General features: G+C 65.7%; 26 protein-coding genes and 5 pseudogenes. 8 read left to right on the top strand and 23 right to left on the bottom strand.

Annotated elements, in window-relative coordinates:
* Positions 1 to 46 precede the first annotated feature (46 nt).
* The 6 genes and pseudogenes from trbE to E6W36_RS04940 form a co-directional block, all read right to left on the bottom strand.
* Positions 47 to 2,483 (bottom strand): annotated as a pseudogene (gene trbE, locus E6W36_RS04965) (conjugal transfer protein TrbE); the annotation flags it as partial.
* A pseudogene (locus E6W36_RS18030) lies at positions 2,477 to 2,706 on the bottom strand (VirB3 family type IV secretion system protein). The pseudogenes trbE and E6W36_RS18030, both read right to left, overlap by 7 nt.
* Positions 2,707 to 2,756: 50 nt before the next feature.
* A complete protein-coding gene (locus E6W36_RS04955) occupies positions 2,757 to 3,110 on the bottom strand; it encodes a TrbC/VirB2 family type IV secretion system protein (protein ID WP_017499935.1) in 354 nt (117 codons plus the stop codon).
* Positions 3,107 to 4,078 (bottom strand): P-type conjugative transfer ATPase TrbB, encoded by a 972-nt coding sequence (trbB, locus tag E6W36_RS04950; protein ID WP_208598044.1) that lies wholly within the window; start codon positions 4,076 to 4,078, stop codon positions 3,107 to 3,109. Before trbB ends, E6W36_RS04955 begins: the two co-directional genes overlap by 4 nt.
* A 47-nt stretch (positions 4,079 to 4,125) precedes the next feature.
* Positions 4,126 to 4,551 (bottom strand): hypothetical protein, encoded by a 426-nt coding sequence (locus tag E6W36_RS04945; protein WP_017499937.1) that lies wholly within the window; start codon positions 4,549 to 4,551, stop codon positions 4,126 to 4,128.
* A gap of 2 nt (positions 4,552 to 4,553) precedes the next feature.
* Positions 4,554 to 6,579, bottom strand: a pseudogene (locus tag E6W36_RS04940) (conjugal transfer protein TraG).
* A gap of 342 nt (positions 6,580 to 6,921) precedes the next feature.
* Between E6W36_RS04940 and E6W36_RS04935 the strand changes: the two are divergent.
* From E6W36_RS04935 to E6W36_RS04915, 6 genes are all read left to right on the top strand, one after another.
* Positions 6,922 to 7,260 (top strand): hypothetical protein, encoded by a 339-nt coding sequence (locus E6W36_RS04935; protein WP_017499939.1) that lies wholly within the window; start codon positions 6,922 to 6,924, stop codon positions 7,258 to 7,260.
* Positions 7,261 to 7,307: 47 nt separating this feature from the next.
* Complete coding sequence (locus tag E6W36_RS04930) at positions 7,308 to 7,631, top strand: helix-turn-helix domain-containing protein (RefSeq protein WP_246048147.1); 324 nt, start codon at positions 7,308 to 7,310, stop codon at positions 7,629 to 7,631.
* A 3-nt stretch (positions 7,632 to 7,634) separates the two neighbouring features.
* Entirely contained in the window at positions 7,635 to 8,138 is a 504-nt protein-coding gene (locus E6W36_RS18025) for an ImmA/IrrE family metallo-endopeptidase (RefSeq protein WP_246048146.1), read from the top strand.
* Between the two features lie 49 nt (positions 8,139 to 8,187).
* Positions 8,188 to 8,562: a protease inhibitor I42 family protein gene (locus tag E6W36_RS18020; RefSeq protein WP_246048145.1), complete on the top strand. Its 375-nt coding sequence runs from the start codon at positions 8,188 to 8,190 to the stop codon at positions 8,560 to 8,562.
* A 289-nt stretch (positions 8,563 to 8,851) separates the two neighbouring features.
* Positions 8,852 to 9,286 (top strand): C1 family peptidase, encoded by a 435-nt coding sequence (locus E6W36_RS18015; protein ID WP_246048144.1) that lies wholly within the window; start codon positions 8,852 to 8,854, stop codon positions 9,284 to 9,286.
* A gap of 12 nt (positions 9,287 to 9,298) precedes the next feature.
* A complete protein-coding gene (locus E6W36_RS04915; RefSeq protein WP_017499943.1) occupies positions 9,299 to 10,078 on the top strand; it encodes a thymidylate synthase family protein in 780 nt (259 codons plus the stop codon).
* On the opposite strand, the gene E6W36_RS04910 is transcribed toward E6W36_RS04915, so the two are convergent.
* The 7 genes and pseudogenes from E6W36_RS04910 to E6W36_RS18005 form a co-directional block, all read right to left on the bottom strand.
* Complete coding sequence (locus tag E6W36_RS04910) at positions 10,045 to 10,746, bottom strand: uracil-DNA glycosylase (protein WP_425459688.1); 702 nt, start codon at positions 10,744 to 10,746, stop codon at positions 10,045 to 10,047. The two genes, E6W36_RS04915 and E6W36_RS04910, sit on opposite strands and share 34 nt — an antisense overlap.
* Complete coding sequence (locus E6W36_RS04905) at positions 10,743 to 11,672, bottom strand: pyrophosphatase (protein ID WP_232003626.1); 930 nt, start codon at positions 11,670 to 11,672, stop codon at positions 10,743 to 10,745. The genes E6W36_RS04910 and E6W36_RS04905 overlap by 4 nt, the downstream gene beginning before the upstream one ends.
* Before the next feature lie 242 nt (positions 11,673 to 11,914).
* Complete coding sequence (locus E6W36_RS04900; protein ID WP_017499946.1) at positions 11,915 to 12,115, bottom strand: hypothetical protein; 201 nt, start codon at positions 12,113 to 12,115, stop codon at positions 11,915 to 11,917.
* Between the two features lie 51 nt (positions 12,116 to 12,166).
* The gene (locus E6W36_RS22985; protein ID WP_425459687.1) at positions 12,167 to 12,349 is read right to left on the bottom strand and encodes a DUF3363 domain-containing protein; all 183 of its coding nucleotides are present in this window, start codon (positions 12,347 to 12,349) and stop codon (positions 12,167 to 12,169) included.
* 49 nt (positions 12,350 to 12,398) lie between these two features.
* On the bottom strand, positions 12,399 to 14,129 hold the full coding sequence (gene rlxS / locus E6W36_RS20380; protein ID WP_425459686.1) for a relaxase/mobilization nuclease RlxS: 1,731 nt from the start codon (positions 14,127 to 14,129) through the stop codon (positions 12,399 to 12,401).
* 343 nt (positions 14,130 to 14,472) lie between these two features.
* A complete protein-coding gene (locus E6W36_RS04890) occupies positions 14,473 to 14,652 on the bottom strand; it encodes a hypothetical protein (protein WP_017499948.1) in 180 nt (59 codons plus the stop codon).
* A 455-nt stretch (positions 14,653 to 15,107) separates the two neighbouring features.
* Positions 15,108 to 15,266 (bottom strand): annotated as a pseudogene (locus tag E6W36_RS18005) (DUF736 family protein); the annotation flags it as partial.
* 375 nt (positions 15,267 to 15,641) lie between these two features.
* Between E6W36_RS18005 and E6W36_RS04880 the strand changes: the two are divergent.
* A complete protein-coding gene (locus E6W36_RS04880) occupies positions 15,642 to 15,869 on the top strand; it encodes a hypothetical protein (RefSeq protein WP_017499950.1) in 228 nt (75 codons plus the stop codon).
* Between the two features lie 53 nt (positions 15,870 to 15,922).
* Here the strand turns inward: E6W36_RS04880 and E6W36_RS04875 are convergent, their stop codons facing one another.
* Positions 15,923 to 16,663, bottom strand: a complete 741-nt coding sequence (locus tag E6W36_RS04875; protein WP_246048143.1) for a hypothetical protein — start codon at positions 16,661 to 16,663, stop codon at positions 15,923 to 15,925.
* On the opposite strand from E6W36_RS04875, the gene E6W36_RS04870 reads away from it, so the two are divergent.
* A complete protein-coding gene (locus E6W36_RS04870; RefSeq protein ID WP_222873925.1) occupies positions 16,662 to 16,901 on the top strand; it encodes a hypothetical protein in 240 nt (79 codons plus the stop codon). The genes E6W36_RS04875 and E6W36_RS04870 overlap by 2 nt on opposite strands.
* Before the next feature lie 152 nt (positions 16,902 to 17,053).
* Here the strand turns inward: E6W36_RS04870 and E6W36_RS21790 are convergent, their stop codons facing one another.
* The 9 genes and pseudogenes from E6W36_RS21790 to E6W36_RS17995 form a co-directional block, all read right to left on the bottom strand.
* Positions 17,054 to 17,323 (bottom strand): hypothetical protein, encoded by a 270-nt coding sequence (locus tag E6W36_RS21790; protein ID WP_342776804.1) that lies wholly within the window; start codon positions 17,321 to 17,323, stop codon positions 17,054 to 17,056.
* Positions 17,317 to 18,723: a ParB/RepB/Spo0J family partition protein gene (locus tag E6W36_RS04865; RefSeq protein WP_342776803.1), complete on the bottom strand. Its 1,407-nt coding sequence runs from the start codon at positions 18,721 to 18,723 to the stop codon at positions 17,317 to 17,319. Before E6W36_RS04865 ends, E6W36_RS21790 begins: the two co-directional genes overlap by 7 nt.
* 162 nt (positions 18,724 to 18,885) lie before the next feature.
* Positions 18,886 to 19,287 (bottom strand): DUF2958 domain-containing protein, encoded by a 402-nt coding sequence (locus E6W36_RS04860; protein WP_246048262.1) that lies wholly within the window; start codon positions 19,285 to 19,287, stop codon positions 18,886 to 18,888.
* A 28-nt stretch (positions 19,288 to 19,315) separates the two neighbouring features.
* Positions 19,316 to 20,201 (bottom strand): annotated as a pseudogene (locus E6W36_RS04855) (ArdC family protein).
* 591 nt (positions 20,202 to 20,792) lie between these two features.
* Positions 20,793 to 21,095, bottom strand: a complete 303-nt coding sequence (locus E6W36_RS04850; RefSeq protein WP_222873924.1) for a hypothetical protein — start codon at positions 21,093 to 21,095, stop codon at positions 20,793 to 20,795.
* Positions 21,047 to 21,235: a hypothetical protein gene (locus E6W36_RS04845; protein ID WP_222873923.1), complete on the bottom strand. Its 189-nt coding sequence runs from the start codon at positions 21,233 to 21,235 to the stop codon at positions 21,047 to 21,049. Before E6W36_RS04845 ends, E6W36_RS04850 begins: the two co-directional genes overlap by 49 nt.
* Positions 21,232 to 21,693, bottom strand: a complete 462-nt coding sequence (locus E6W36_RS18000; protein ID WP_425459709.1) for a lytic transglycosylase domain-containing protein — start codon at positions 21,691 to 21,693, stop codon at positions 21,232 to 21,234. The genes E6W36_RS04845 and E6W36_RS18000 overlap by 4 nt, the downstream gene beginning before the upstream one ends.
* On the bottom strand, positions 21,665 to 21,940 hold the full coding sequence (locus tag E6W36_RS22980; RefSeq protein ID WP_425459685.1) for a hypothetical protein: 276 nt from the start codon (positions 21,938 to 21,940) through the stop codon (positions 21,665 to 21,667). The genes E6W36_RS18000 and E6W36_RS22980 overlap by 29 nt, the downstream gene beginning before the upstream one ends.
* Complete coding sequence (locus E6W36_RS17995) at positions 21,928 to 22,251, bottom strand: S26 family signal peptidase (protein WP_246048142.1); 324 nt, start codon at positions 22,249 to 22,251, stop codon at positions 21,928 to 21,930. Before E6W36_RS17995 ends, E6W36_RS22980 begins: the two co-directional genes overlap by 13 nt.
* Positions 22,252 to 22,289 lie beyond the last annotated feature (38 nt).

Genomic DNA, 22,289 nt, shown 5'->3' with positions numbered 1-22,289 from the left:
ATACGGGGCACGGGAAATTACTCCTTGTCTTCTGGGGGCGGGCGGCAGGGTGACGCCCAAGCAGGTCGGCCGCCCAATCGAGGCCGGCTTGGGAGAGAAAGGTCGCGGCGAAGTCGGCCTGGCCCTTTCGGCCAGCACCGCGTCTATGCGCTTCTGGCTGTCGGGATCGGACGCGCCGCACAACGCCAGCGCGATCGGGCCTAGCCCAAGCTCGAACAGCCGGTTGCCGCGCGCTGATTGCAGATAATATTGCCGCTTGGGCGTCGCGCGGCTGACCAGTTCGATCTGGCGCGCGTTGAGACCGAAGCGGACGTAGACCGTCTGGCCCTGCGGCTCGATCGCCCGATCATTGGGCAGCAAGATGCGCTGCGGACAGCTTTCGATGATGGCCGGCGCGATCGTGCTGTCGGCGATATCGGCTAGGCTCTGTGTCGCGAACACGACGCTGACGTTCTTCTTGCGCAGCACCTTCAGCCACTCACGGATGCGCGCGGCGAACAGCGGGTGGTCGAGGAACACCCAGGCTTCATCCAGTACGAGAAGCGTCGGCCGCCCGGTGAAGCGCTCCTCGAGACGATGGAACAGGTAGGTCAGCACGGGCGCAACGACGCCCGCCTGCCCCATCAGCGCTTCAGTCTCGAAGCACTGCACGTCGGCGATCGCTAGATCGTCTTCGGCGGCGTCGAGCAGGCGGCCGAACGATCCTTCGAGCGTATAGGGCGCGAGCGCCGATCGCAGCGGTGCCGATTGCAGCAGCAGCGACAGGCCGGTGAGCGTGCGTTCCTCGATCGGGGCGGTCGCGAGATTGGTGAGCGCCGACCAGACGGCCTCCTTGATCTCGGGTGTGACCAGTACTTTCTCATGGGCGAGCAGCGCGCCGATCCATTCGGTCGCCCAGGCGCGTGCGTTGGAGCGATCGATGTGGCGCAGCGGCTGGAAGGCGATCGTTCGCCCGCCCACGTCATCGGCATGACCGCTCTCACCGCCAAGCCCGAGCGCGTGATGCGCGCCGCCCATCGCCAGCACGGCCGCGCGCGCCGAAAATCCCTTGTCGAAGACATAGACCTGGGAGTCTGGATATCGCCGGAACTGAAGCGCGAGCATTGCGAGCAGCACCGACTTTCCGGCCCCGGTGGGTCCGACGATCAGCATATGACCGACGTCGCCGACATGCGTGCTGAGACGGAACGGCGTCGAGCCGCTGGTTTCCGCATAAAGCAGCGGCGGACCGTCGAGGTGCGGATTACGCGCCGGTCCTGCCCATACCGAGGACAGCGGCATGAGATGCGCGAGATTCAGGGTGTGGACGATCGGTTGCCGGACGTTCGCATAGACATGGCCCGGCAGGCTCGACAGCCACGCCTCGACCACATTCATGCCCTCGCGGATGCAGGTGAAGCCGAGCCCGTTGACGATGCGCTCGACCGCGCGGACCTTTTCCTCGACGCGGGCGCGGTCGATATCGGCAACGGTGATCGTCGTCGTCAGATAGCCGAACGCGACATGATCGCCGCCGAGCGCCTGCAAGGCGAGGTCGGCATCGACCACCTTGTTGTCGGCATCGCTGTCGAGAAGCTGGACCGGCTGGTTGTAGATGACTTCGCGCAGCAGCGCGGTGATCGACTTGCGCTTGTTGAACCACTGCCGCCGCAGGCGAGTGAGCGCTTTGGTTGCGTCGGTCTTGTCGAGCGCAATGAAGCGCGTCACCCAGCGATAGCCAAAATCCTCATGGTTGAGTCCGTCGAGGATGCCGGGACGGCTCGCGTTCGGAAATCCGAGGATGGTGAGCGTCCGCAGATGCTCGTCGCCGAGCATCGGTTCGAGCCCGCCGGTCAGCGGCGTGTCGGCGAGCAGCCCGTCCAGATAGATGGGCGTTTCGGGCACGGCGACGACATGGCGGCGCGCGGAGATCGCACCGTGGAGAAAGGTCAGCATTTCGCTGTCGCCGAGCGCGCGCACCTCGGGCATGAAGCCTCTGAACAGGTCAAGCGCACGATCCGTCTCGGCGATGAAGCCGGCAAGCGCTTGTCGCCAGTCGCGGCCCTTCGCGTCGTCGCTGCGCTCGATCAGCGCTCGGCCCGCCGTGTCCGCCTGATCGGGCGGAGGCAGGAGGGTGAGCGTCAGATAATAGCGGCTCTCGAAATGCGCGCCCGCGCTTTCGAACGCCGCGCGCCGTTCCTCATCGACCAGCCACGACGCCGCATCGGGAAAGCTGCTGTCGGGATAACCCAGCGCTTCGCGCCGCTCGGCCTCGAAATGGAGTGCCCAGCCCGAGCCGAAGCGCTTCAGGACATTGTTCGCCCGCGCGCAGGCGGCGACAAGCTCGGCTTCGGTGGCGGATTCTAGATCGGGGCCGCGGAACCTGAGGACGCGCAAAAGCTGCCGTCCTTGTTGAGCACCACGCCGGGCGCGACAAGCGCCGCCCATGGAAGATGATCGGCGAGCCGGTCGGCCTTCTGACGGTATTCGCGCAGATTCAGCATGACAGATGCCCCTTCTGGCGAAGGTGGCGGACAAGGACCGGGGCGAAGTCGGGATCGCGCTTGGCGGCGAACACCGCGAGAGTGTGCCCGAACGCCCACATGGCCAGCCCGGCGATCCACTGCTGGAGACCGAGTCCGAGCGCGGCCGCGATCGTACCATTGACGATCGCGATCGCTCGCGGCGCCCGCCAAGCAGGATCGGCTCGGCAAGCGCGCGGTGCATCGGCGCCTCGAACCCCTCGATATGGCTGGCGCCATAGGAATTTGGCGCGTTCACGAGATGAGCGCCCCGCCGCCGAAGCTGAAGAAGCTGAGGAAGAAGCTCGACGCCGCAAACGCGATCGACAGGCCGAAGATGATCTGGATGAGGCGCCGGAACCCGCCTGCCGTCTCGCCGAACGCGAGCGTCAAACCGGTGACGATGATGATGATCACCGCGACGATCTTGGCGACAGGACCCTGGACCGATTCGAGGACCTGCTGAAGCGGTTCCTCCCACGGCATGCCCGAGCCGGCGGCCTGCGCGGTGGCGGCGAGCGCAAGCCCGAGGCCGATGGCGGCGCCGGTGAGGAAGATGCTCCGACGATCGGGAATACGGGCAGGAATACGGGACAAGCGCATGGTCATTCTCCTTGGGGTTCGAGGGCGTGGTCGGGAGTAAGGTCGAGGACGGCGTAGCCGCCGTCGGGATCGAGGCCGGCGACGCGCGCGATCGTGTCGACGCGGCGCGCGAGGCCGCGCCCGGCGATGAACACGATCATGTCGATGGCGTCGGCGATCAGCCGGCGCGGAACGGTGACGACGCTTTCCTGCACGAGCTGCTCGAGCCGGTAGAGCGCCGACACTGCCGAATTGGCGTGGACGGTTGCGATGCCGCCCGGATGCCCGGTGTTCCAGGCTTTGAGCATGTCGAGCGCTTCGCGCCCGCGCACCTCGCCAACGACGATGCGATCGGGGCGGAGCCGCAATGTCGAGCGGACAAGATCAGCCATCGTGACGCCGCCGGCTCCGGCAGTGCCAATCGTACGCGTGCGCAGCCCCACCACGTCGGGCGCGGCGCATTGCAACTCACGCGTGTCTTCAATGATGATGACGCGTTCGTCGAGGTGCGCCATCTCGGCGAGCAGCGCGTTGGCAAGCGTCGTCTTGCCCGAACTGGTGCCACCCGCGACCAGGATGTTCTTGCGCTCGACCACGGCCATCGACAGCAGTCGCGCCGTGTCGGCGGGCATGATGCCGTCCCGCACATAGTCGAGCAAAGTGTAGATGCGCGCCGCGGGCTTGCGGATCGAGAAGCACGGCGCGAGGCTGACCGGCGGCAGGATACCCTCGAACCGCTCGCCCGCGCCTTCGCCGTGCGGTGGCAGCTCGGCTGACACGATCGGCGCATTGCCATGAACCTCTGTCCGTGCGTGGCTGGCAACCAGGCGGATGATCCGCTCGACCTGCGCGGGCTCATATTTGGTGCCGGTATCGATCCGGCCTTCGCCGAGTCGATCAAGGCGCAACACGCCGTCCGGGTTCACCATGATCTCGATGACCACCGGATCGGCCAGCGCTGCGGCGATGGTCGGCCCCATCGCGGTGCGCAGCATCGCGCGCCGACGCCCTGCGGAATTATCGGAGCCGAAAAGCGTGTCGCTCATCGCCCACCTCCATTGTCTTTCGCGGAGGCAGCAAGCGTGCGCTGGCCGCTGGCGAGCGCTTCGCCGACGCGGGCAATGAACGCCTCGAAGCGGTCTCGGCCGATCGCACGCGCCGCTTCGTCGGCTTCGGCCAAAGGGGCCTGCACCATCAGTTCATAGCGGATGAACAGCGCCAGGCTCTCGAGCAGCACATGCCCGTCACGCTCGACACGCCCCAGCGCGAGCGACATGCGATCGAGCCGCTGGCTGAACTTGTTCTCCAGCTCGCTCGCCGCCTGCCGGTTGAGCCAGGCGGTGAGCGCGTCGGTGAGGATCGCCGATTTGGACGCGCCGGGCTGGCTCGCCAGCGCCTCGAAGCGGTGGCTCAGATCTTCGGGCAGGAAGAGCTGGTAGCGGACGCGGTTGGGTTTGATCGCGGCCATTGTCAGAAGTCCGGCAGCATGTCGGCGCTGCGACCCTGATTGATCGCGTGAGCGCGGATCAGCGTGCCGGTGGCGCCGGCGCGGTCCATCGCGTGCTTGTCGGCGATCGTGTCGGTGTCGTCGCTGTCCAGGCCGAGCAGGTCGAGCTGCTTTGGCGGCTCGGGTTTTTGGCGGGTTCTTCGCCGAGGCCGGGGTGGCGCTGCTGTTGCAAGCCGCCGTCCTCATCCGCCTTCGCATCGTCATCGGGCTTGCCGAGCCGGGTATCGGGCGCGCGGACCAGTCCGCTCCAGTCGTTGGGGCGTGCCTGCGGCCGGTCGGGATAGTCTCCGGGCGCGGGCTGCGGCGGCGGTGCGATCCGCTCGCGGAAATTGCGGTCCTCGTAATAGCGCAGCTTCCTCGCGCGGATCGGGGCCATGCCGGAGACAAGGACAAGCTCATCCTTGGGCGGGAGCTGCATCACCTCGCCGGTGGTCAGGAGTGGCCGGGCGGTCTCCTGCCGGCTGACCATGACGTGCGCCAGCCAGGGCGCGAGCCGGTGGCCGGCATAGTTGCGCATCGCGCGCTGTTCGGTGGCGATGCCGAGCGCGTCCGAAATCCGCCGCGCCGTGCGCTCGTCGTTGGTCGCAAACGCGACGCGGACATGGCAGTTGTCGAGGATCGAGTTGTGCTCGCCATAAGCCTTCTCGATCTGGTTCAAGGACTGCGCGATCAGGAAGGCGCGCACTCCATAGCCCGCGAGAAAGGCAAGACTGGTCTCGAAGAAGTCGAGCCGCCCCAATGCCGGGAACTCGTCGAGCATCATCAGGAGCTTGTGCTTGCCCGCCCTGGCGGGATCGGCATCGAGCTTTTCGGTGAGGCGGCGGCCGATCTGGTTGAGCACCAACCGCACCAGCGGCTTGGTGCGGCTGATGTCCGATGGCGGGATGACAAGGTAGAGCGAGACCGGATGGCCGGCCTCGACGAGATCGGCGATCCGCCAGTCGCAGCGCGATGTCACCGCGGCGACGGTCGGGTCGCGATAGAGCCCGAGAAACGACATTGCGGTGGAGAGGACGCCGCTGCGCTCGTTCTCGCTCTTGTTGAGCACCTCGCGCGCCGCCGAGGCGACGACGGGATGGATCTGCGGCGCATCCTTCGTGCCGAGGTGATTGGTGGTCATCATCCGCCGGAGCGTGGCGGTGAACGGCCGCTGCGGGTCCGACAGGAATGTGGCTACCCGTGCGAGCGTCTTTTCTTCCTCCGCATAAAGGACGTGGAGGATCGCGCCGACCAGGAGCGAATGGGAGGTTTTCTCCCAGTGGTTGCGCCGTTCGAGCGCGCCTTCGGGATCGACCAGGATGTCGGCGATGTTCTGGACGTCGCGGACCTCATGCTCGCCGCGCCGGACCTCCAGCAGCGGGTTGTATTTGGCGGAAGCGGGATCGGTCGGATTGAACAGCAGGACGTGGGAGAAGCGCGCGCGCCAGCCGGCGGTGAGCTGCCAGTTCTCGCCCTTGATGTCGTGAACCACGGCGCTGCCGGTCCAGCCAAGCAGTGTCGGTATGACCAGCCCGACGCCCTTGCCCGAACGGGTTGGCGCGAACGCCATGATATGTTCGGGGCCGTCATGCCGGAGATAGCGGCCGCGCGAGCGGCCCAGGAATACGCCGGCATCACCGTAAAGGCCGGCCCGCTCGATCTCGTTCGGCCTGGCCCAGCGCGCCGAACCATAGGTGGTGACGTGACGCGACTGCCGCGCGCGCCAGAGCGAGCCTGCGATCGCCGCGCCGCAGCCGATGAAACCGCTCGCGCCGGCGAGCGCGCCGGCCTTGTCGAAAACATGCGGCGCATAGGCATCGTAGTGATACCACCAGGGAAGAGCGCCCAGGGACGATAGACCGGCGTGCTTCCAGCCATGAACCAGGCCGGACCAAGTTCGGGCTGGTAGGCGAGCATCGCCGCCGCCCATTGGGTCGCCGCCCAGAGGCCCGCGATCACGATTGCGAACACGACAAGGATCTGGCCGATGAGCAATTTGGTCGGGGTCACGTTGAAGCTCCCGCCCATACCGCCGGATGCGGTCGGGGCGCGGCTTCAAGACTCGGCTATGGGCCGCCCGAAATGAACGGAGCCGCTGGGGGCTGGTGGGTGACCGAAGGAGATCACTCGTCGGCGACTGACTCAATATTCCAGCTCTGTTCTTTTGATCGAGCTATGACCCGAGTTGATGATTCTGCCCTGTCGTTGTCCCTCGAGGTGGCACTGACCACCACACCGCACCGCCGATGACCCGCTACACCCTGCAAAAATCCGAGCTGCAAATTCGGGCTTGCGTGTCGGATTATCAGACATTATATCGCATTTAATGTAGTGAAATCGTGCGAGGCATGCATGGCGACAATCGCTCCTCCGCAGCCCGCGGCAACCGCGTTTCCCAAAGCCGACGCCATTAGGGCGTTGGTCGACGAACTGCTGCAAGTGGCCAGGGCTGAGGCACAGGTGCGCGGAATTGCCCTGCCTCCGGAAAACCCGAAGATCATCCAGGCGCCCGTGCCACTCGACTCCTTGTCCGTGGTCGACACGCTTTGCGCGGTGGAGCAGGTCCTCGACATCGAGCTTCGCGACAGCATCGTCCGCACCGGCGGCTACAATTCGATCGAGAAGGCGATTGACGACCTCCTCCCTAAGATCGAACGCGTCTGGGTTAAGAAGAAAGGGTCGAAGCCATGACCAATCTCGCACTCCGCCAGGAAGGCGACGAGCAGGAGCGGCGGCGCTTGGGCGACCGTCTGCGCGAAGCACGGAAATATCTCGGCCTCAAGCAGGAAGAAGTTGCTGCCTATCTCAAGATTCCCCGGACCGCGCTTACCGATATCGAGAATGGCCAGCGCCGCGTTGAAGCGATCGAACTGACGCGGCTTGCCCGTCTTTACCGCCAGTCGGTGGCCTATTTTACCGGCGAAGACGAGGCCTCCGCGAGCCTTCCCGCCGATGTCGCCCATCTGGCGCGACGCGTTGCGGCCTTGTCGACTGAGGACCGGGCCGAGCTGAGCCGGTTTGCCGAATATCTCCGCTCGCGGTCTGGCGGCGAACGGAGCTGATCGATGGCGTCGGATTATGCGAGCGCGGTTCGCGCTGGTACGATGGCAGCGGGCCGCCTGCATCGCGAACTCGATACGCGCGCACTGATCGAGACCCAAGGCGGCAGCGTCGATGTCTTCGGCGCGATCCATGCCGTGGGTCTACCCTTGCTGCTTCGTCCTCTGAAAGGCCTGCTCGGCGCCTATCTCAGCGCACCTGCTCCTGGCGTTCTCGTCACGACGGAACGACCGATGAGCATCCAGCGCTTCACGGCCGCGCACGAACTCGGGCATTTTTCGATGCGACACGAGCCGAGCCTCGACGATGAGAGCATCCTGCGCCGGATGCCGATGTCGCCCGAACCGGGAAACAACTTCGAGGAAACCGAAGCCGACGCCTTTGCGATCGCCTTCATGATGCCGAAATGGCTGGTGCTCGCGCACAGCGCGCGACAAGGATGGCAGATCGATCATTTCCGGCCCCAATGTCGTCTATCAGCTCTCGCTGCGGATCGGCGCCAGCTATGAGGCGACGTGCCGCACCCTGGTTCGCTACAATCTGATTTCGCCATCGGTGATGACCGACCTGCTCCGGACGCAGCCGCGCAGCCTGAAGGTCGATCTCCTCAAGGACTATCGGCCCGACAACTATCGCGGCGACGTCTGGCTGCTGACCGAGCGCGATGCCGGCTCGCGGATCGATGGCAGTCGCAATGATCTTTTCGTGCTGCAGCTCGAAGAACATAGCGGCGGTGGGTATCTCTGGGATCTCGACCAACTGATCGCCAGCGGCTTCGCCGTCGTTCGAGACGAGCGTGAGGCAATCGACGGCGATGGCATCGGTGGTCCCGTTGTCCGCCGTGTCACCGCGGCGCCGATGCGCCGCGGCGCGGCCGCATGTCGCTCGACGAGCGGCGGCCGTGGCAGCCTGCGCCGGCCCTCACCAGCCTGACGCTCGATTTCGACCTCACCGGCCCGGAACAGACGGGCCTGTCGCGCGCCGAACGGCGGCACCTGCTCGAGGCCGCCTGACGCCCCATGATCGATATCGTCCGTGACCTTCGGCCGCTGTTCGGGCCTGCGCGCGATCAAGGCGCGCGGCCGACATGCCTCGCATTCGCCGCGAGCGACACCCACGCCGGGCTTCGCGACGGCTGGGCACCGCTGTCGTGTGAATTCGCCTTTATGCCGCGCAGAAACGGGCGGGCAGACCGCCGACGAGCGGCGCACTGCTATCCACAATGCTGGACGCGCTACGGCTCGATGGCCAACCCGACGAGAAAGGCTGGCCGTATCTGGCAGCGGTTCCAGCCGATCATCGACTGTGGACGCCGCCGGCGACCGTTGGCCCGCTCTATGGCCGCAACGGACAGAGGGATGGAACCGACCTGTCATCCATCCTTGCCGCGCTGGATCGTGACACGCCGGTGCTCATGCTGACGATGCTGTCACGGTCTTTCTTCCAGCCGCGCGGTGATGGCGTCGTCGATCCGGCGAACGACGAACTCCCCGAGCCAGCGCAACGGCACGCGGTCGTCGCGGTCGGGCATGGAACCGTGGACGGCACCCCGGCCATTCTCATCCGCAACAGCTGGGGACCAGGTTGGGGCTTGGAAGGCCACGCCTGGCTTACTGAGCGCTTTCTAGCGCCGCGCCTTTCGCCACGGCAAATTTGACGGAGGAAGTCGATGTATCTTCCCATACCGCCGCAGCCTGACTGCGTTGCTGGCTGGCGCGAGGCGGTCCGGCTCGTCGACCTCGCCACCGGACACCAGGCGCAGAATGTCGTCATCTCCGTGGCCGAGCCGACTGCGCGCGCAACACTCGCCGATCCCGTCGTGGCGGAAGTCGATGCCTTCCTTTCGGGCCATGGCAAGAAGCCCATCGAGACGGTCGCCAACACGATTTTTCCGGCAGCGCTGTACAGGCGCTACGGCGCGCCGCAATTCTTCGACCGGTTTCGCGACAACGTGCTGCCGAAGGTCCGGAGGTCGGGCGCTTGGTCGGGCTATTATTTCGAACGGATGATGGAATTGCCCCGCGCCGACGGCCAGCCAATCAATCAAATCTGGGGCATCGTCGAGCGCCTGCGCAACCCGAACGTCCGAGCGCTCAACAAATTCGAACTGCTGATCTTCGACCCCGCCCGCGACGTGAATGACTCGCCCTACGGCGGTCAGTGCCTGAGCTTTGCCAGTCTCAAGCTGATCGGCAAGGGCGACGATCGTCGCCTCGGCATGACCGCGCTCTACCGCAATCACTACTATATCGAAAAACTGCTCGGCAATCTGATCGGCCTCGGCCGTCTGCTCGAATTCATCGCCAAGGAAGGCGGGGTCGCGCTGGGTCCGCTCACGATCGTCTCGACCAACGCCACGGTCGACACCGCCAACTGGAACCGCGGCGATCTTAAGCAACTCTTTGAACGCTGCGATCAGGCGAGCGCACATCTCCGTGCTGCGGCGTGAGGCGCGCCCAACGGCAGTTCTAGCGGCTCATCGTTGTCATCCGCGACACCGTACAGGCTGAACATGCCCTCGATGAACTCGCGCTGCCCGCCGTAGCTCGGATGGCGGACCGCGGTGGTCGGAATGTCGAGACCGTCCAGCGCCAGGTGAGCGTCGCGCCCGATCGCGACGATCTGGCGGGGCCGGATCATTGACACGAGGGCTTGCAATATCGGCCAGGTCGCCTCGCGCTCGCTTCGCGTGTGGCATCGGTTCGACATCGGATCATCCGCTTCATGGGGATGGAACGGGAAAACGTTCCAGAGCATGACAGGCTGACCGATCCGCTCTAGCACACGCCAGACGATCGCCGCGGTGCGCTCCGCCACGGCGGGTCCCTGCGTCGCACGTTCAAATGCGATGCCGCCCATCAGCGTGCCGGCATGTCCGAGGTGAATTTCGTCGGTCAGCGGTACGCCCGTACGCCGCCCCGCGATAGCCGAGATCACGCGCGATCCAGATCGTTTCGACGCGATGATCAAGCGCCGCGGTGAGCAGCATTTCGAGATTGTCGCGGCGCTGGCGGCGGCGTCGCTGCGGTCATGGACCGTGCAGCGATCGCGCCAGGGATTGAACACTGAGGGAAGTTCGGTCGCCGCCAGGGTGGACACAAAGGATTTCGGGGTCATGACGGCAATTCCTTGATACGCAGGCGGCGATTGGCGAAGTCGATCAGGACGCGGCCGCGCCGATGCTCCTGAAGGAAGCGGAAAGCCGTATAGCCCTGGAGGATCGCTTCCTCCCAAAGCCACAGCGGACAGCGTTCTGATTCGTAGCCGGCGACGAACTGGCGGACATGCTTCAGCATGTCCAGCGGAAGGCCACCGCGCTTCACGTTTTCAAAGTACCGGAGTTGCTGCGCTTGTCCGAAAATCCAGGAAGTTATGCCCTCTTCGATGAGAATCGCCCGAGCACCGTCTTCGGCGTCGTCGAGTTTCGGATCGCTCTTGCGCTTGAGACGGAGCAGCGCACGCAGCACTGGCGACCAGCCAAGCACCGCGACATAAGCGTAGTGAAAGACATCGTGGAAACGATAGTCGTCGGGTTCGAGCGCGTTGTCGGTGAGCCGGTCGCCGACATACACACCGCTTGAGCGTTGATACACGAATGTCTGCCCGCGAACGGTGCGTTCATAGACGTCGATCGCCATCCGCCGCGGCAATTGCTCTTCTGGGTCGAGCGCCGCATCGGTCGGCGCCGGATAGATGCGCTCGCGCGGCCAGCGATCGAAGATCTTGTGAAGATTCTTCACGGCGGCAGCCTCGATGGTAACACCGGATTCGTTTGCCGCCTGGATCAACCGGCGCATGACCGCGACCAGCCGGCCCGCGAGTGCTTCGCGGTCCTTCGCAAGACCGCCCGCCTGGAAATCGTTGATGAGCAGCCCAACGTCGCCTGCCAGCGCGAGCAGGCTATGCTCGAACTGCGGCATCGGTGCCTTGGCAAGCGGAATGTGCTGCGGCTGCAGCGCATGGAAACTGAGCGTTTCGTTGCCGCCCGTCTGCCATTGTCCGCCGTTTGTCGCCGCGGCGGCAGCGATGTCGCTGAGCGCCATGCGGCTGCGCCGTGCGATCGCCGCCAGATACCAAAGGACGTCACCAAGCTCTTCCGCGACGGCGTGAGCGTAACCCAGGTAGGAGGCATCGTCGCGCTGCTTTTCTTGGCCTCACTGAGCAAGCTGCCGACTTCGCCGAAAAGGCCAAGCATCGAAGCCCAGTGCGCGGCCACCGCTGCGTTGATCAGTCCGCGCGGCCTGCTTCGCATAATCCGCAACAGTGAGAGCTTCGAAATCCTCGCTCATCGCCTGCCCTTCCGGCGATCCGATATCGCGTCTGCGGGGACGCTCACGCCATAGGCTTCAAGTGCCCGCAGTACGATCATCCGGATCGGCTCGCGGGAATCGAGCGACCGTTGACCGAGATCGCGTTTCGTAACGGCAGGAATCTGCACCTGAAGATGCTCGTCGCCGACATCGGTTTGCGCTGCGATATTTTTCATGAATCCATGAAAACATAATTTCATGAAAATAGAAAGCCCGAATCCTCCGGATCAGGAGACGCTCGGCCCGCTGCGCTGCCGCCCGAGTGTCCAGTTGATCCCGCCGTCGCGCATGATGCCCGAGACCGATTTACCGACATGGCGATCGAGAACAGAGCGCCACGGCACCAGCGTGAAATCGCGCGACCGTTCGATGAGCGCATGGCGACCACTCGTCATCTCGACTGCGCGCACGAGCCTGCCTTGAACAGCCTCCCCTCTCTGGCCTCGGCGAACGGAACGCCTAACTTGTCGGAGAGCTGGCGGGCGACACGCAGCAATTCTCGCCGCTGGAGCGCGGCGAGCATCCTCGCCGATAGACCGTCTGCCCATCCTGTTCGTCTGCAAGCTGTTCGGTGATCAGCCATTGCCGTCGCATCGCCTGCGCTGAACGAACCTCGTGCCCGAACCCAGCATCGCGCACTGGCACCGGCGCTTCGGCGACCAGCTCGCGATCGAGCCAGGTCGCGGCATCGGTTCCCGGTAATTTGTCGAGCGGGATCGCCGACAGGGTTTCAATGGCAACGGGGTGGTCGCGGAACTGCATGGCTTCGAACCTCTCGACCCTGGCGAGATGGTCCGGCGCGATGATCCAGCTTCCGTCGGGCTCGCGCTCGACGACGCCCGAGATTTTTCGCATCGCTTCAAGCCGCCGGACATGCGTTTCGGCGAAGCGTTCGCTGGCGGTCGGATCGTGCTTCAGATGGGCGTCGATCGAATAGCGCCCGCCGTTCGCCGCCGCGATCTCGTCGATCGTCCGATCGACGGCGCGAATGCCGCCCTCGCGTGGCGCGATCCGGACGATGGCATTTTCGGGGATCGTGTCGACCAGCTCGCCCTTGCCGATCTCGGCATAATGGGTGCGCCCGTCGATGCCGTCGACCAGCAGATAATGACGGTCTTCATGTTCGTCGGCGAGCCCGCGCATCACGACGCGGCCGATGATCGGCGTCGCCTCCTTCGCGACCGGGTCGTAGATGACGCGATCGACCGCAGCACGATCGAGCTTCCGCGCGGTCAGCTCGCGCTGCATGGTGCGGATGATGTCGCCGCGCTCGCCGATCTGGCGCAGTGTGTTCGCAAGGTCGGGCTCAAGCCGCCAGGTGCCGTTGCCGACATGCGAGGCGAGTCCCATGCGCCCGAGTTTCTGCAGGCGACCGACGCGAAGCGATTGCTGGAAGGGATCGCCATCGCTCGCGCTGACCAGCCGCGCGGTATCCATGTCGCGGATCAGCCGTCTGTCGATCGCGGTCAGCCGCTCGGCACCCGTATCGCTGCGAAGCCGCTCTTCGATTTCAAGGTCGGTGCGCGGCCCCAGGTCGAGGTTGACGATCTCGATCGCCCGCTGCCGGCTCCCGTGCGAGATATACTCGCGCGCGATCAGCAGATTCTCACCCCGATCGTTTACGCCGCGCACCACGATATGCGTGTGCGGATGGCCGGTATTGAAATGGTCGACCGCCACCCAATCGAGCTTTGTCCCAAGATCCTGCTCCATCTGCGTCATCAGCCGGCGCACGAACGGCTTCAAGTCGGGATACTGGTCGGCGTCCTCGGCCGACACGATGAACCGGAACTGGCGGCGGTCGCCGTCACACCGTTCGAGGAACGCCTTGCCATCGGCGACGTCGCTGTCGGGCGAGTAGAGCGCACCAGCCTCGCCCTCACGGGTCACGCCGTCGCGCTGAATATAGCGAAGGTGCGCCTTCGCACCGCCCATGCCTTTCCCGCCAAGGCCGACAGGCCGTATCTTGACGATCACGCGGCGCGACCGGAACGCGCCCAATCGGTCGCGCGATCTGAGCACCCGCGCAACACTCGCGCCGCGCCCGATCCGGCTGCCGTCGAAACGGCCGCGCCTGCCCGTTTTCATGCCGGCCCGCTTTGCCGCTTTCACGACGCGGCTCAGGTAGCGCTGCTCCTTGCCCCGGCCGCGCATCCGGCCCAGCTGCGGTTCGAACTCATCATCGCGCATAGCGGCGTCCTTCCATGCCGGAATGACGCTCCCCGCCGATAAGAATGGCGCGTCCTCGCCAGAGCGCAAGGAGTCTCGCGATTGGGATCGGAAAAGCCCAGAAAACCGCCACTCCTGGTAACCCTGTCTCGCACTCAAAGGGCGAGTCTCGCAAAAGCCTTCAAAAACGATGTGCAGACAAACACTTACAAAATCGCGAGATTTTGCCTCTATCTTGCCATCGAGCCCGACTGCCACCTGCCGCCCCAGACGCCCGCTTTGCCTTCCCGCCTTCCCGATCAAAAGGGGAGCGGCGCCATGCGGCACCACTCCCGCGAACCTGCCCCTTCAACAGCGCATCGCCTTATTGCCAGCCTGCCTGTTCGGCCTGACGCAGCGCCCGATTGCACCGCTTCAGCCTCTTCTCAGCGGCCCTTAATTCGGCTTCGATCTGCCGCCGTTCTCCCGCGTCATCGCACCATGAAAGCTCCGCGCGAAGCTCCTCGATCTGTTGTTCAACCGACATCTCATCCTCCTGATACAAGCGAAAGATGAGCCATCGCCCGGCGGGGAGCGGGCGGGGTCAACCACCGCGCAGCGGCCGCGAAGCGGGCGACGGGGAGCCGATTTTCTCGTCGCCGGAGTGGAGCGAAGCGGAACGCAGGTGGCGTGAAAATTGGGGAACCGTCGATGGTTGAGGCGGTCCGTTCGCCGCCGGATACTCGGTGCTTGCTGAGCGGATTTCTTCCTCTCTGCAGGCCCGCAAGCGCGTTCCGGTGCAGGAAAAGGCCCACGCCAAGCCCTCAAGGCATGAGGAAAGCCCCGCGCCGGGTGACCGGCGCGGGGCCGATCCGGCTCAGTCGCCGGGGTTCCAGATAACGGCGAACGCGTCGTCGTCGTCCTGCCCGGCGGCGCGGCCGAGATTGGCGTAGAGGGTGCGGCCGCCAAGTTCGGGGCCGACATGGCGAGGCGGACATATTCGCGCTGGCTCACCTCGCCGGTGCGGATCCAGCCGCCGCCCAGTTCGACGCCGTTCGACAGCACGCGGTAGTCGGGCTGGTCCCCGGTCTTACTGCGGTTGGGGATGATGGCGATCTCGGCATTGACCGAAAGCGTCTTCAAGGCCCCGGAACGAACCGTCGTTCTGGCGCTGGACATGACCGATTGAGGGCATTTCTCGTCTCCTTGCACATTCGCCCGACCCGATGCCGGGCGATGGGCGGACCGAAGGACGGCCCTTGAGCGCGCTGCGAACCGCAGGCCGAAGCGAAGCGGAGGACCGGAAGCGCGGGGCTGATTTGGAGCGAAGCGGCCGCGAGGAGCGCCGCCAAAGCGGCGCGGGGAAATCAGTTCCGCGCGATGGTTTCGCGAGGCGCGCGGCCGTCCCAGGTCATGCGCCCAAGGAGCCGGCGACGGGTTGGTGAGACACGAAAGGACGAGATGCGCGCGCGGACAGGAAGCCCAGTCCGGCGTCTTTCCGGGAAGCCATGATTGCTTTCGCGGCCACGAGGCCGCGGCTATAGCCTCACGGCGATGAACGAAGGAACGACGATTGCGGGGCAGATCGAACGGCTGATCGTGCGGCTGGACGGCGCGGCGGTGTGCGATGCCTGCGTGACTGACCGGCTCAACCTGTCGGTTACCGCACAGGCCAATGTCGTCACCTGCGCGCTCGGCGGCACGCGCGGATTCGAGCGGCAGAAGGACGAATGCACGTTATGCGGAAGCGCCCGGACGGTGATCCGCCGCACCGCCCGGTAGGTCAGGCGGCAGGGGTTTTCGGCACGCGAGCGCGCAGTGCGGCGCGATTTGGGCTAGTTGCCGTCGCCCGCGAGCGCGCGCGACAGCGCCTCGTTGGTCGCGTCGATCTCGATGCGGTCTGCGAAAATCGCGCACCAGCCGCCACCGAACTCCCCGATGCGGGGCTTGGAACAGGTCATGGCCCATTCAAAGCCGATCGGCCCCTTGGCGAGCGTTTCGGGGCAACATCGCTGGATCACCACCGCGATGGCAGCGGCATCGAAATCGTCCATGCTGGCGAAACACACGATCCGCGCGGATGGATCGTCGGGGCAGGTTTCAGCGATGAAATCGGCTCCGATGGTGGGAAATTCGGGATCGTTGAACGCCTCGCGAAACCCGCTCCACCGCGCGTTCGCATCGTCCGGCGGAAAGGCTGCGAGCAGCGCCGCGCTCGGCGGATCGGGCGCGTCGTCATTCGCTAGCGCGTAGCCAGCGTTTGCGACTTCCTCGATCAGCGCGCACTCGGCGGCGGTGCAGCGAAAGGCGAAGCTGCCCTGAATCCAGATGTCAGCCATTGCTCGCCTCCTCCCGTTCGGGCGTGATGACAAGCGGGGCACCGCGAAGTCGGCCGCATCGAAATGCGCGATGATCGCCGCATAGCTGCCCAATCGCTCGGCGGTGCAGCGCCCCATGAGGATATAGTCGTCCTCGTCGGCAGCGTAGCTTTGCGGTTCGCCGCTGCCGGTGAACACGGTGCGTTCCGCACCCCACTGGCAGGCATAGGCCCGACCAGCGCGCGAAGAAAAGCCCATGCGCGATGCAGAAGGCTTCGAGTCCCTCGAACCGCCCCCAGGCGACCTCGTGCGCCATGAGCGCCAAGGGCTCGCCCTCGGGCAGATCGCCGAGCGCGAAGGGTTCGCCGTCCCATTCGGTGGACAGCCCTTCGTTCGCGATGGCCTCGGCGAAGGCGGGAAGCTGGCTGGCGGGGAGCGTCCCGCCGATGGTGATGGATGCCGAAACACGGTCGGCCATGACAAGTCTCCTGTCTGAAATCCGCGCCGCGAGGGCCGCTTGCGGCCGAGCGGCGCGGCGATTTTATGGGGACGGAACGGGCGGCGGTGCGCCGCCGCCCGTCCAGTTTCATGCGGCTTCGCGCTCGGGCTGTTCCTGCGGCTCGGCCTTGGCAGGGGCCGGAAGCGCAATCACCGCGCCGGGGCCGGTCGGTTCCGGCTCGCGGTCGGGCGCGCCGCGAGCACCTTGGCATGAGCCGCGACGGTGCCGACGCCGCCGCGCGCCGTATAGGTAGCGGGCGGGAACGCCATCCATTTCGGCACCCAACCCTCGACCTTGGGCCGCCCGTTCGCACCCTCCAGATGGTCGCGGACGATGCGCTTCAAGACCTTGCCCGGTTCCTTCGCATTGGCGGCGGCGACAGGTTCGCCCGCCACCTCGGCGACGATGCGGGTCAGCACCTCCTTGTCGCGGACACACTCGAAAAGGCGTCGTCGGCCTGCCAGTAGCGGGCCATATCGACGCCGATCTCGCCGCCGACCGCCTCGATGGCGGCGCTGCCGCTGGCGAGCGTTTCGCCCATGACGATGACGATCACGTCCATTACGGCGCGGTCGGGCACGTCGAGCAAGCGCAGGAACACGCCGACCAGTCCGAAGTCGTCGCCGTTGCCGCCTGTGACGGTCGGTTCCTCGGGCGAGAAGCCGAGAAGGTCCAATACGGCGCGGCGCTTCGCGTCGAAGTCGGTTTCCGCGCGGCAAGTTTCGACGCTTTCGCGCACATCGTCGTTGCGCGCGGTCTGCGGCTCGGGCTTGACCGTCCACAGTGGCGACCCGACGATGACATGGGCGACCATCAAGCGCAGCGCGACCTTGGGATGACGGGTCAGCGAGGCGCGGACAGCGGCATGACGGTGCAGGTTGATATAGGTCTGCATCGTGCTCGTCACTTCGGGGCGCGGCACTTTGGGGCCGGTTTCGATTGCCTCGCCGCGTTCGAGCCGCTTGGCCTCCTTGCTCGTCACATAGCCTTCGTGGACCTCGACCTCGCCGCTTTCGCGCACATCTATATACACGCGCCCGCCCTTGCGCTTGGGTGCCTTGGCGAACTCATAGCGGTAGAAATATTCGCCGGGCGGGACGATCACCACGTCGAACCATCCGGCATCCAGATAGTCCTCCTTGCGCGCGTCGATTACGGCGTTCTGCGCGGTCCAGAACGCGTCGGCATCTGCAAAATAGCGGTCTTCGCCGAACAGATCGGCGACGATCGCAAGGCCGCTCGCATCGACGTCGAACAGGGCATGTTCGACCTTGATCGACTGCCCGCCGAACAGCCATGCCTTCAATTGCTGGCCGGTCGGGCAATAGGCGTCGTCATCGTCGTAGAGCGCCAGCCATGCCTTCTGCTGCTGCTTGCTCGCCAGCGTCAGATGCCGGACGGTCGCCGCGTTGATCTTCTCCTTGCGGTAAAGATCGCGGATGCGCGGAAGCAGGTTGCCGAGCGCTAGGATACGCTTCACGCCAAGCTCGGGAATGCCGAACGTCGCGGAGATATCCGCAATGTCGCGGCCCTCCTTGACCAGCCGTGCGAAGGTTTCCCATCGCGTCACCTCGTCGGGATCGAGCCGGGTGTTCTCGAGAAGCGATGCCTCGATGGCGTCGGCGTCGTCCCCGGCGTCGAGGATGGCGACGGGAAGCGGGCCGTGGTCGATGCCCTCGACAAGCGCGATGGCGTTCGCCGTCCAGCGCCGCCGCCCGGCGACGATTTCGTGGACGCCATTATCGTTGCCCGCCTGCGGGCGCACGATCAGCGGCACGATGACACCGCGCTTGCGGATCGAGGGCAGAATGTCGCCCACGTCCGGGGCTTGGGTCCGTGCCGCATGTTCACCTTGGACGGAACCAGCTTGCTATGGTCGATAAAGTCGAGTTTCATTGGTCTGCTCCTTCTGGAGCGCCGGTCCCGTTTGTCTTGCTGGATGGGCGGGACCGGCACTCAATGCGGCGAAACGCGCCGCGCGTCATCCGGCCCCTCGATCATCAAGAGGCGGCGGAAGCTCGTTGCCGTTCCGGCTATCGGTGATGCGGCGAAGTTCGGCTTCGGCCAGAACGATTGCACCCATGCGCCGCGCGGTATCGGACCATAGCGAAAGCGGGGCCAGCGGCTCGAAATGCTCGTCGCGCTCGATGAACAGGCCGAAGGGCAAGCGGACGCCCGCAATCTCGGTAAGCGAGAACACGCCCATTTCCGGGCATCCGAACCCCAAGTCGGCGAGGCCGAACAGCGTGTCTCCATCGTCGTAAAGCTCGGTGGCGATCCACGTCGCCGCGCCGACCGGATTGAAGAATTTGACCACCGGGAACGGGTCGAACCGTTCGTCGCGCTGCTCGTGGAGGCGGCTGGCGCGCGCATTCGCGCGCAGCGCCGAAAGGATCGCATGGGGAGCGTAATCATGCCGCTTCCCTCCCTTCGTCCTGCGTCTCGGCGTAGCGGGCAAGCAGCCAATCGGCGGCCTTGCTCGCCTGACTGGCCGCGCGAAAGATCGCGCGATTGTCCTCGCGCAGCACGTCGAGCCATGATGCCAGATAATCGGCGTGACGAACGGTCGGCACGATGCCGAGCGCGGCGCAAAGGAAGGCCGATCCCATCTCGGCGATCAATTCTTCGCGCGCATAGTCCTTGCTGCCGAACGCATTGCGCAGATTGCGATTGAGGCGCGACGGGTGGCCGCTGGCATGACAGAGTTCGTGCAGCGCCGTCCGGTAGAAATTGATCTGTTCGTGGAAGGCCGGTTGCGGGGCACCTGCACATAGTCGGCGCTCGGGACATAGTAGGCCTTGTCCCCACCGATGCGGAAATCGACGCCCGATGCCGCAATGACCGCTTCGGCGATCGGCACGACTTGGCGTTCGGGAAGCGGTGCGGGGTCGGTGGCAAGGCCGGGGCGCAAGCCTTCGCACTGTGCGACGTTGAACACGGTGAAGCGTTTGAGGAACGGCACCGCGCGGGCTTCGCCGCCGGTCTGGCGCGCGCGTTCCTTCTCGGCTTCGGGGTGAAGCGGTCGGCATAGACAACCCTTGTCCCGCGCTCGCCTTTCCTGACATTGCCGCCCGCCTCCAAGGCTTGGCGGAAGGTCAGCCACGATTGCGACGGATAGCCGTTCTCGATCACTGCTCCCCACAGGATCAGGACATTGACGCCGCTGTAATTGCGGCTGGTGAGCCCGTTGCGCGGGAGGCCGGGGGCGGCGGAGAAGCCTTGACCATTGGGGCGGCCCCAAGGCTGGACCCAAGGGAAGCGGCCCGCCTCAAGTTCGGAAACAATGCGGCCCGTCACCTCGTCGTAAAGATTGGCGCGCTCCGCCGGGGCTGGCGTTTGCTGCCCTCTGCGCGCGCGCGTTGGCTGCCGGTCTGGTGCATGGCTATCCTCCAATGCCGCCCCAAAACCCCAGGGCCTCCCCGGAGCGGGGTGGGCGGCGAATTACGACCTGCCGGGCGCGGCCAGGAGGCGGTCCGCACCCGCAGGGCCGAAATGCAATGGAGGAGCCGGACCCGAGCGCAGTCGAAGGCCGGCTTGCGGGACGCCGGGCCGGGCCCAGAAGGGAGCGCCGCCCACCCGCGCGACGAGGGAAGGCCCAACGAAAATGCCGCCGCGCCGGTCAGGCGCGGCGACGACAGGCCGGAGCAAGGCTCCGGCATCCCGCCAGTCCGATCGTCACCTTTGGCCGGGACGCGCGAAGCGTGGCCCGGTGGAGCTTGGCGAACGGATGTGAGCCTAGCGGAATAGAGCGGCGGTCGCGCCGCAGGCGCGAGGCCTGAAAACCCGGATGCGTCAGGTCAGACCCTGCCGTCTTGAAGCACTCTCGTCGTGGTCGCCATGCGCGCGGTGACACGAGGAGCGAGCACTCGGCCCACTGGCCCCAACAGATCAACCGTGCAGCGGGGATCCGTTCGAACCGGTGCAAGCGGTCATCGCGGGCAACAGGCTCATCATGGCGGCACCGGCGATGATGATCGCGCCGACCGCCGCGGCGATGCCGGTCGCGGTCGGCCCCGCACCGCCGAGCTGCATCAGGCTGGAGACGACACTGCCGCCGGCGATCCCGGCGGGCACGGCGAAGAGAAGCGCGATCGCTCCGCGAAGCGGAACGGGCAACCGCGACGCGATGAGCATGCGTCCGATCAGCAAGACCGCGACGCCGACGACGAGGCCGAGAAGCAGACCGAGCAACGGCCCCAGTTCGCCACCCCCGCCCACAGAAATGCGGCCGCACCGAGCCCGACCGGGAGTGCGAAGACGGCGAGCCGGAACATCGCCCAGGCGAAGAGGACGATGCCGGTGGCGGACAGGATCAGACCGAGCAACATCACGACCAACTCCATAGGCTCGGAACATAGCAGAAACACGATTCGGCATGAAGCCCCGATCGGCTCGCACTATGGGCGGTCTGGCGCGTTCTTCTCGGGCGACGTCGATCGCAGCGCGACGAACAGCGTGGCCGCACCGGCTTCGCTCCGGCCGGCAGGGGCCGGTCGCCGATCGCGAAGAAGATGGCATTGACGGTACGCGGCGTTGCACTGGCGGCCGTGACAGCCGACCGGGAATTGACGGGCACTCCGGCGACGCTCGCGAGATAGGCGCGGGTCTCACCGGGCAGCGCGCGGCCGGTCCGCACGTGCTCGGCATAGCGTGCCGGTCCCGCGTTATAGGCTGCGAACAGTCCGGGATAACCGAAGCGGTCATACATCAGACGAAGATAGAGCGTCCCCGCCAATATGTTGTCGCGCGGGCTATGGGGATCACGTCCGAGCCCGAGCCGCGCGCGCATTTCGGACCAGGTGCCGGGCATGAGCTGCATCAGTCCCATCGCGCCGGCGTGGCTGGTAATCGGGCCCGTCCAGCACCGTGCGCCCGCCGCTCTCGGCGCGCATGACGCGCTCGATCCATTCTACCGGCACGCCGAAACGCGCCGAGGCTGCCTCGATATAGGGCCGCCAGTGAACGACCGACTGCGCGTCAGCCGGTGCCGCCGCCAGCAGCGCCAGGGCGGTGATGGCGACCCTCAGCCCAGCCACAGCAGTCGCACCTCGCCGATGACGTCGCCGCGCGATGTCGGTCCGAAATAACGCCCATCGAACGAATCCGGGCTGTCCATCAGCAGGAACAATGCGCCCGAACGCAACATCACGCAGCCATTCCACCACGGCATCGGACGGTCGCGGCCATCGGCTTCGCGGCGTTCGGCCACCGGGTGGCCGTTGACATAGATCTCCCGCCCGCGCGCACAGACGCGATCGCCGGGCGCGGCCGCGACGCGCTTGACCAGCGGGATATTGATCGGAATGTAGCGCCGCTCGGCGGCGAGCCGGCGCCAGCGGTCGGGCACCGGACCAGCACCATGTCGCCCGATGCGATGTCCTGCCG

It is taken from the genome of Hankyongella ginsenosidimutans, from assembly GCF_005144965.1.
In the GTDB taxonomy this organism is placed as follows: Bacteria; Pseudomonadota; Alphaproteobacteria; order Sphingomonadales; family Sphingomonadaceae; genus Hankyongella; species Hankyongella ginsenosidimutans.
Note: the sequence above shows the minus strand (reverse complement) of the source record. Positions and strands in the feature narration are given on the sequence as shown.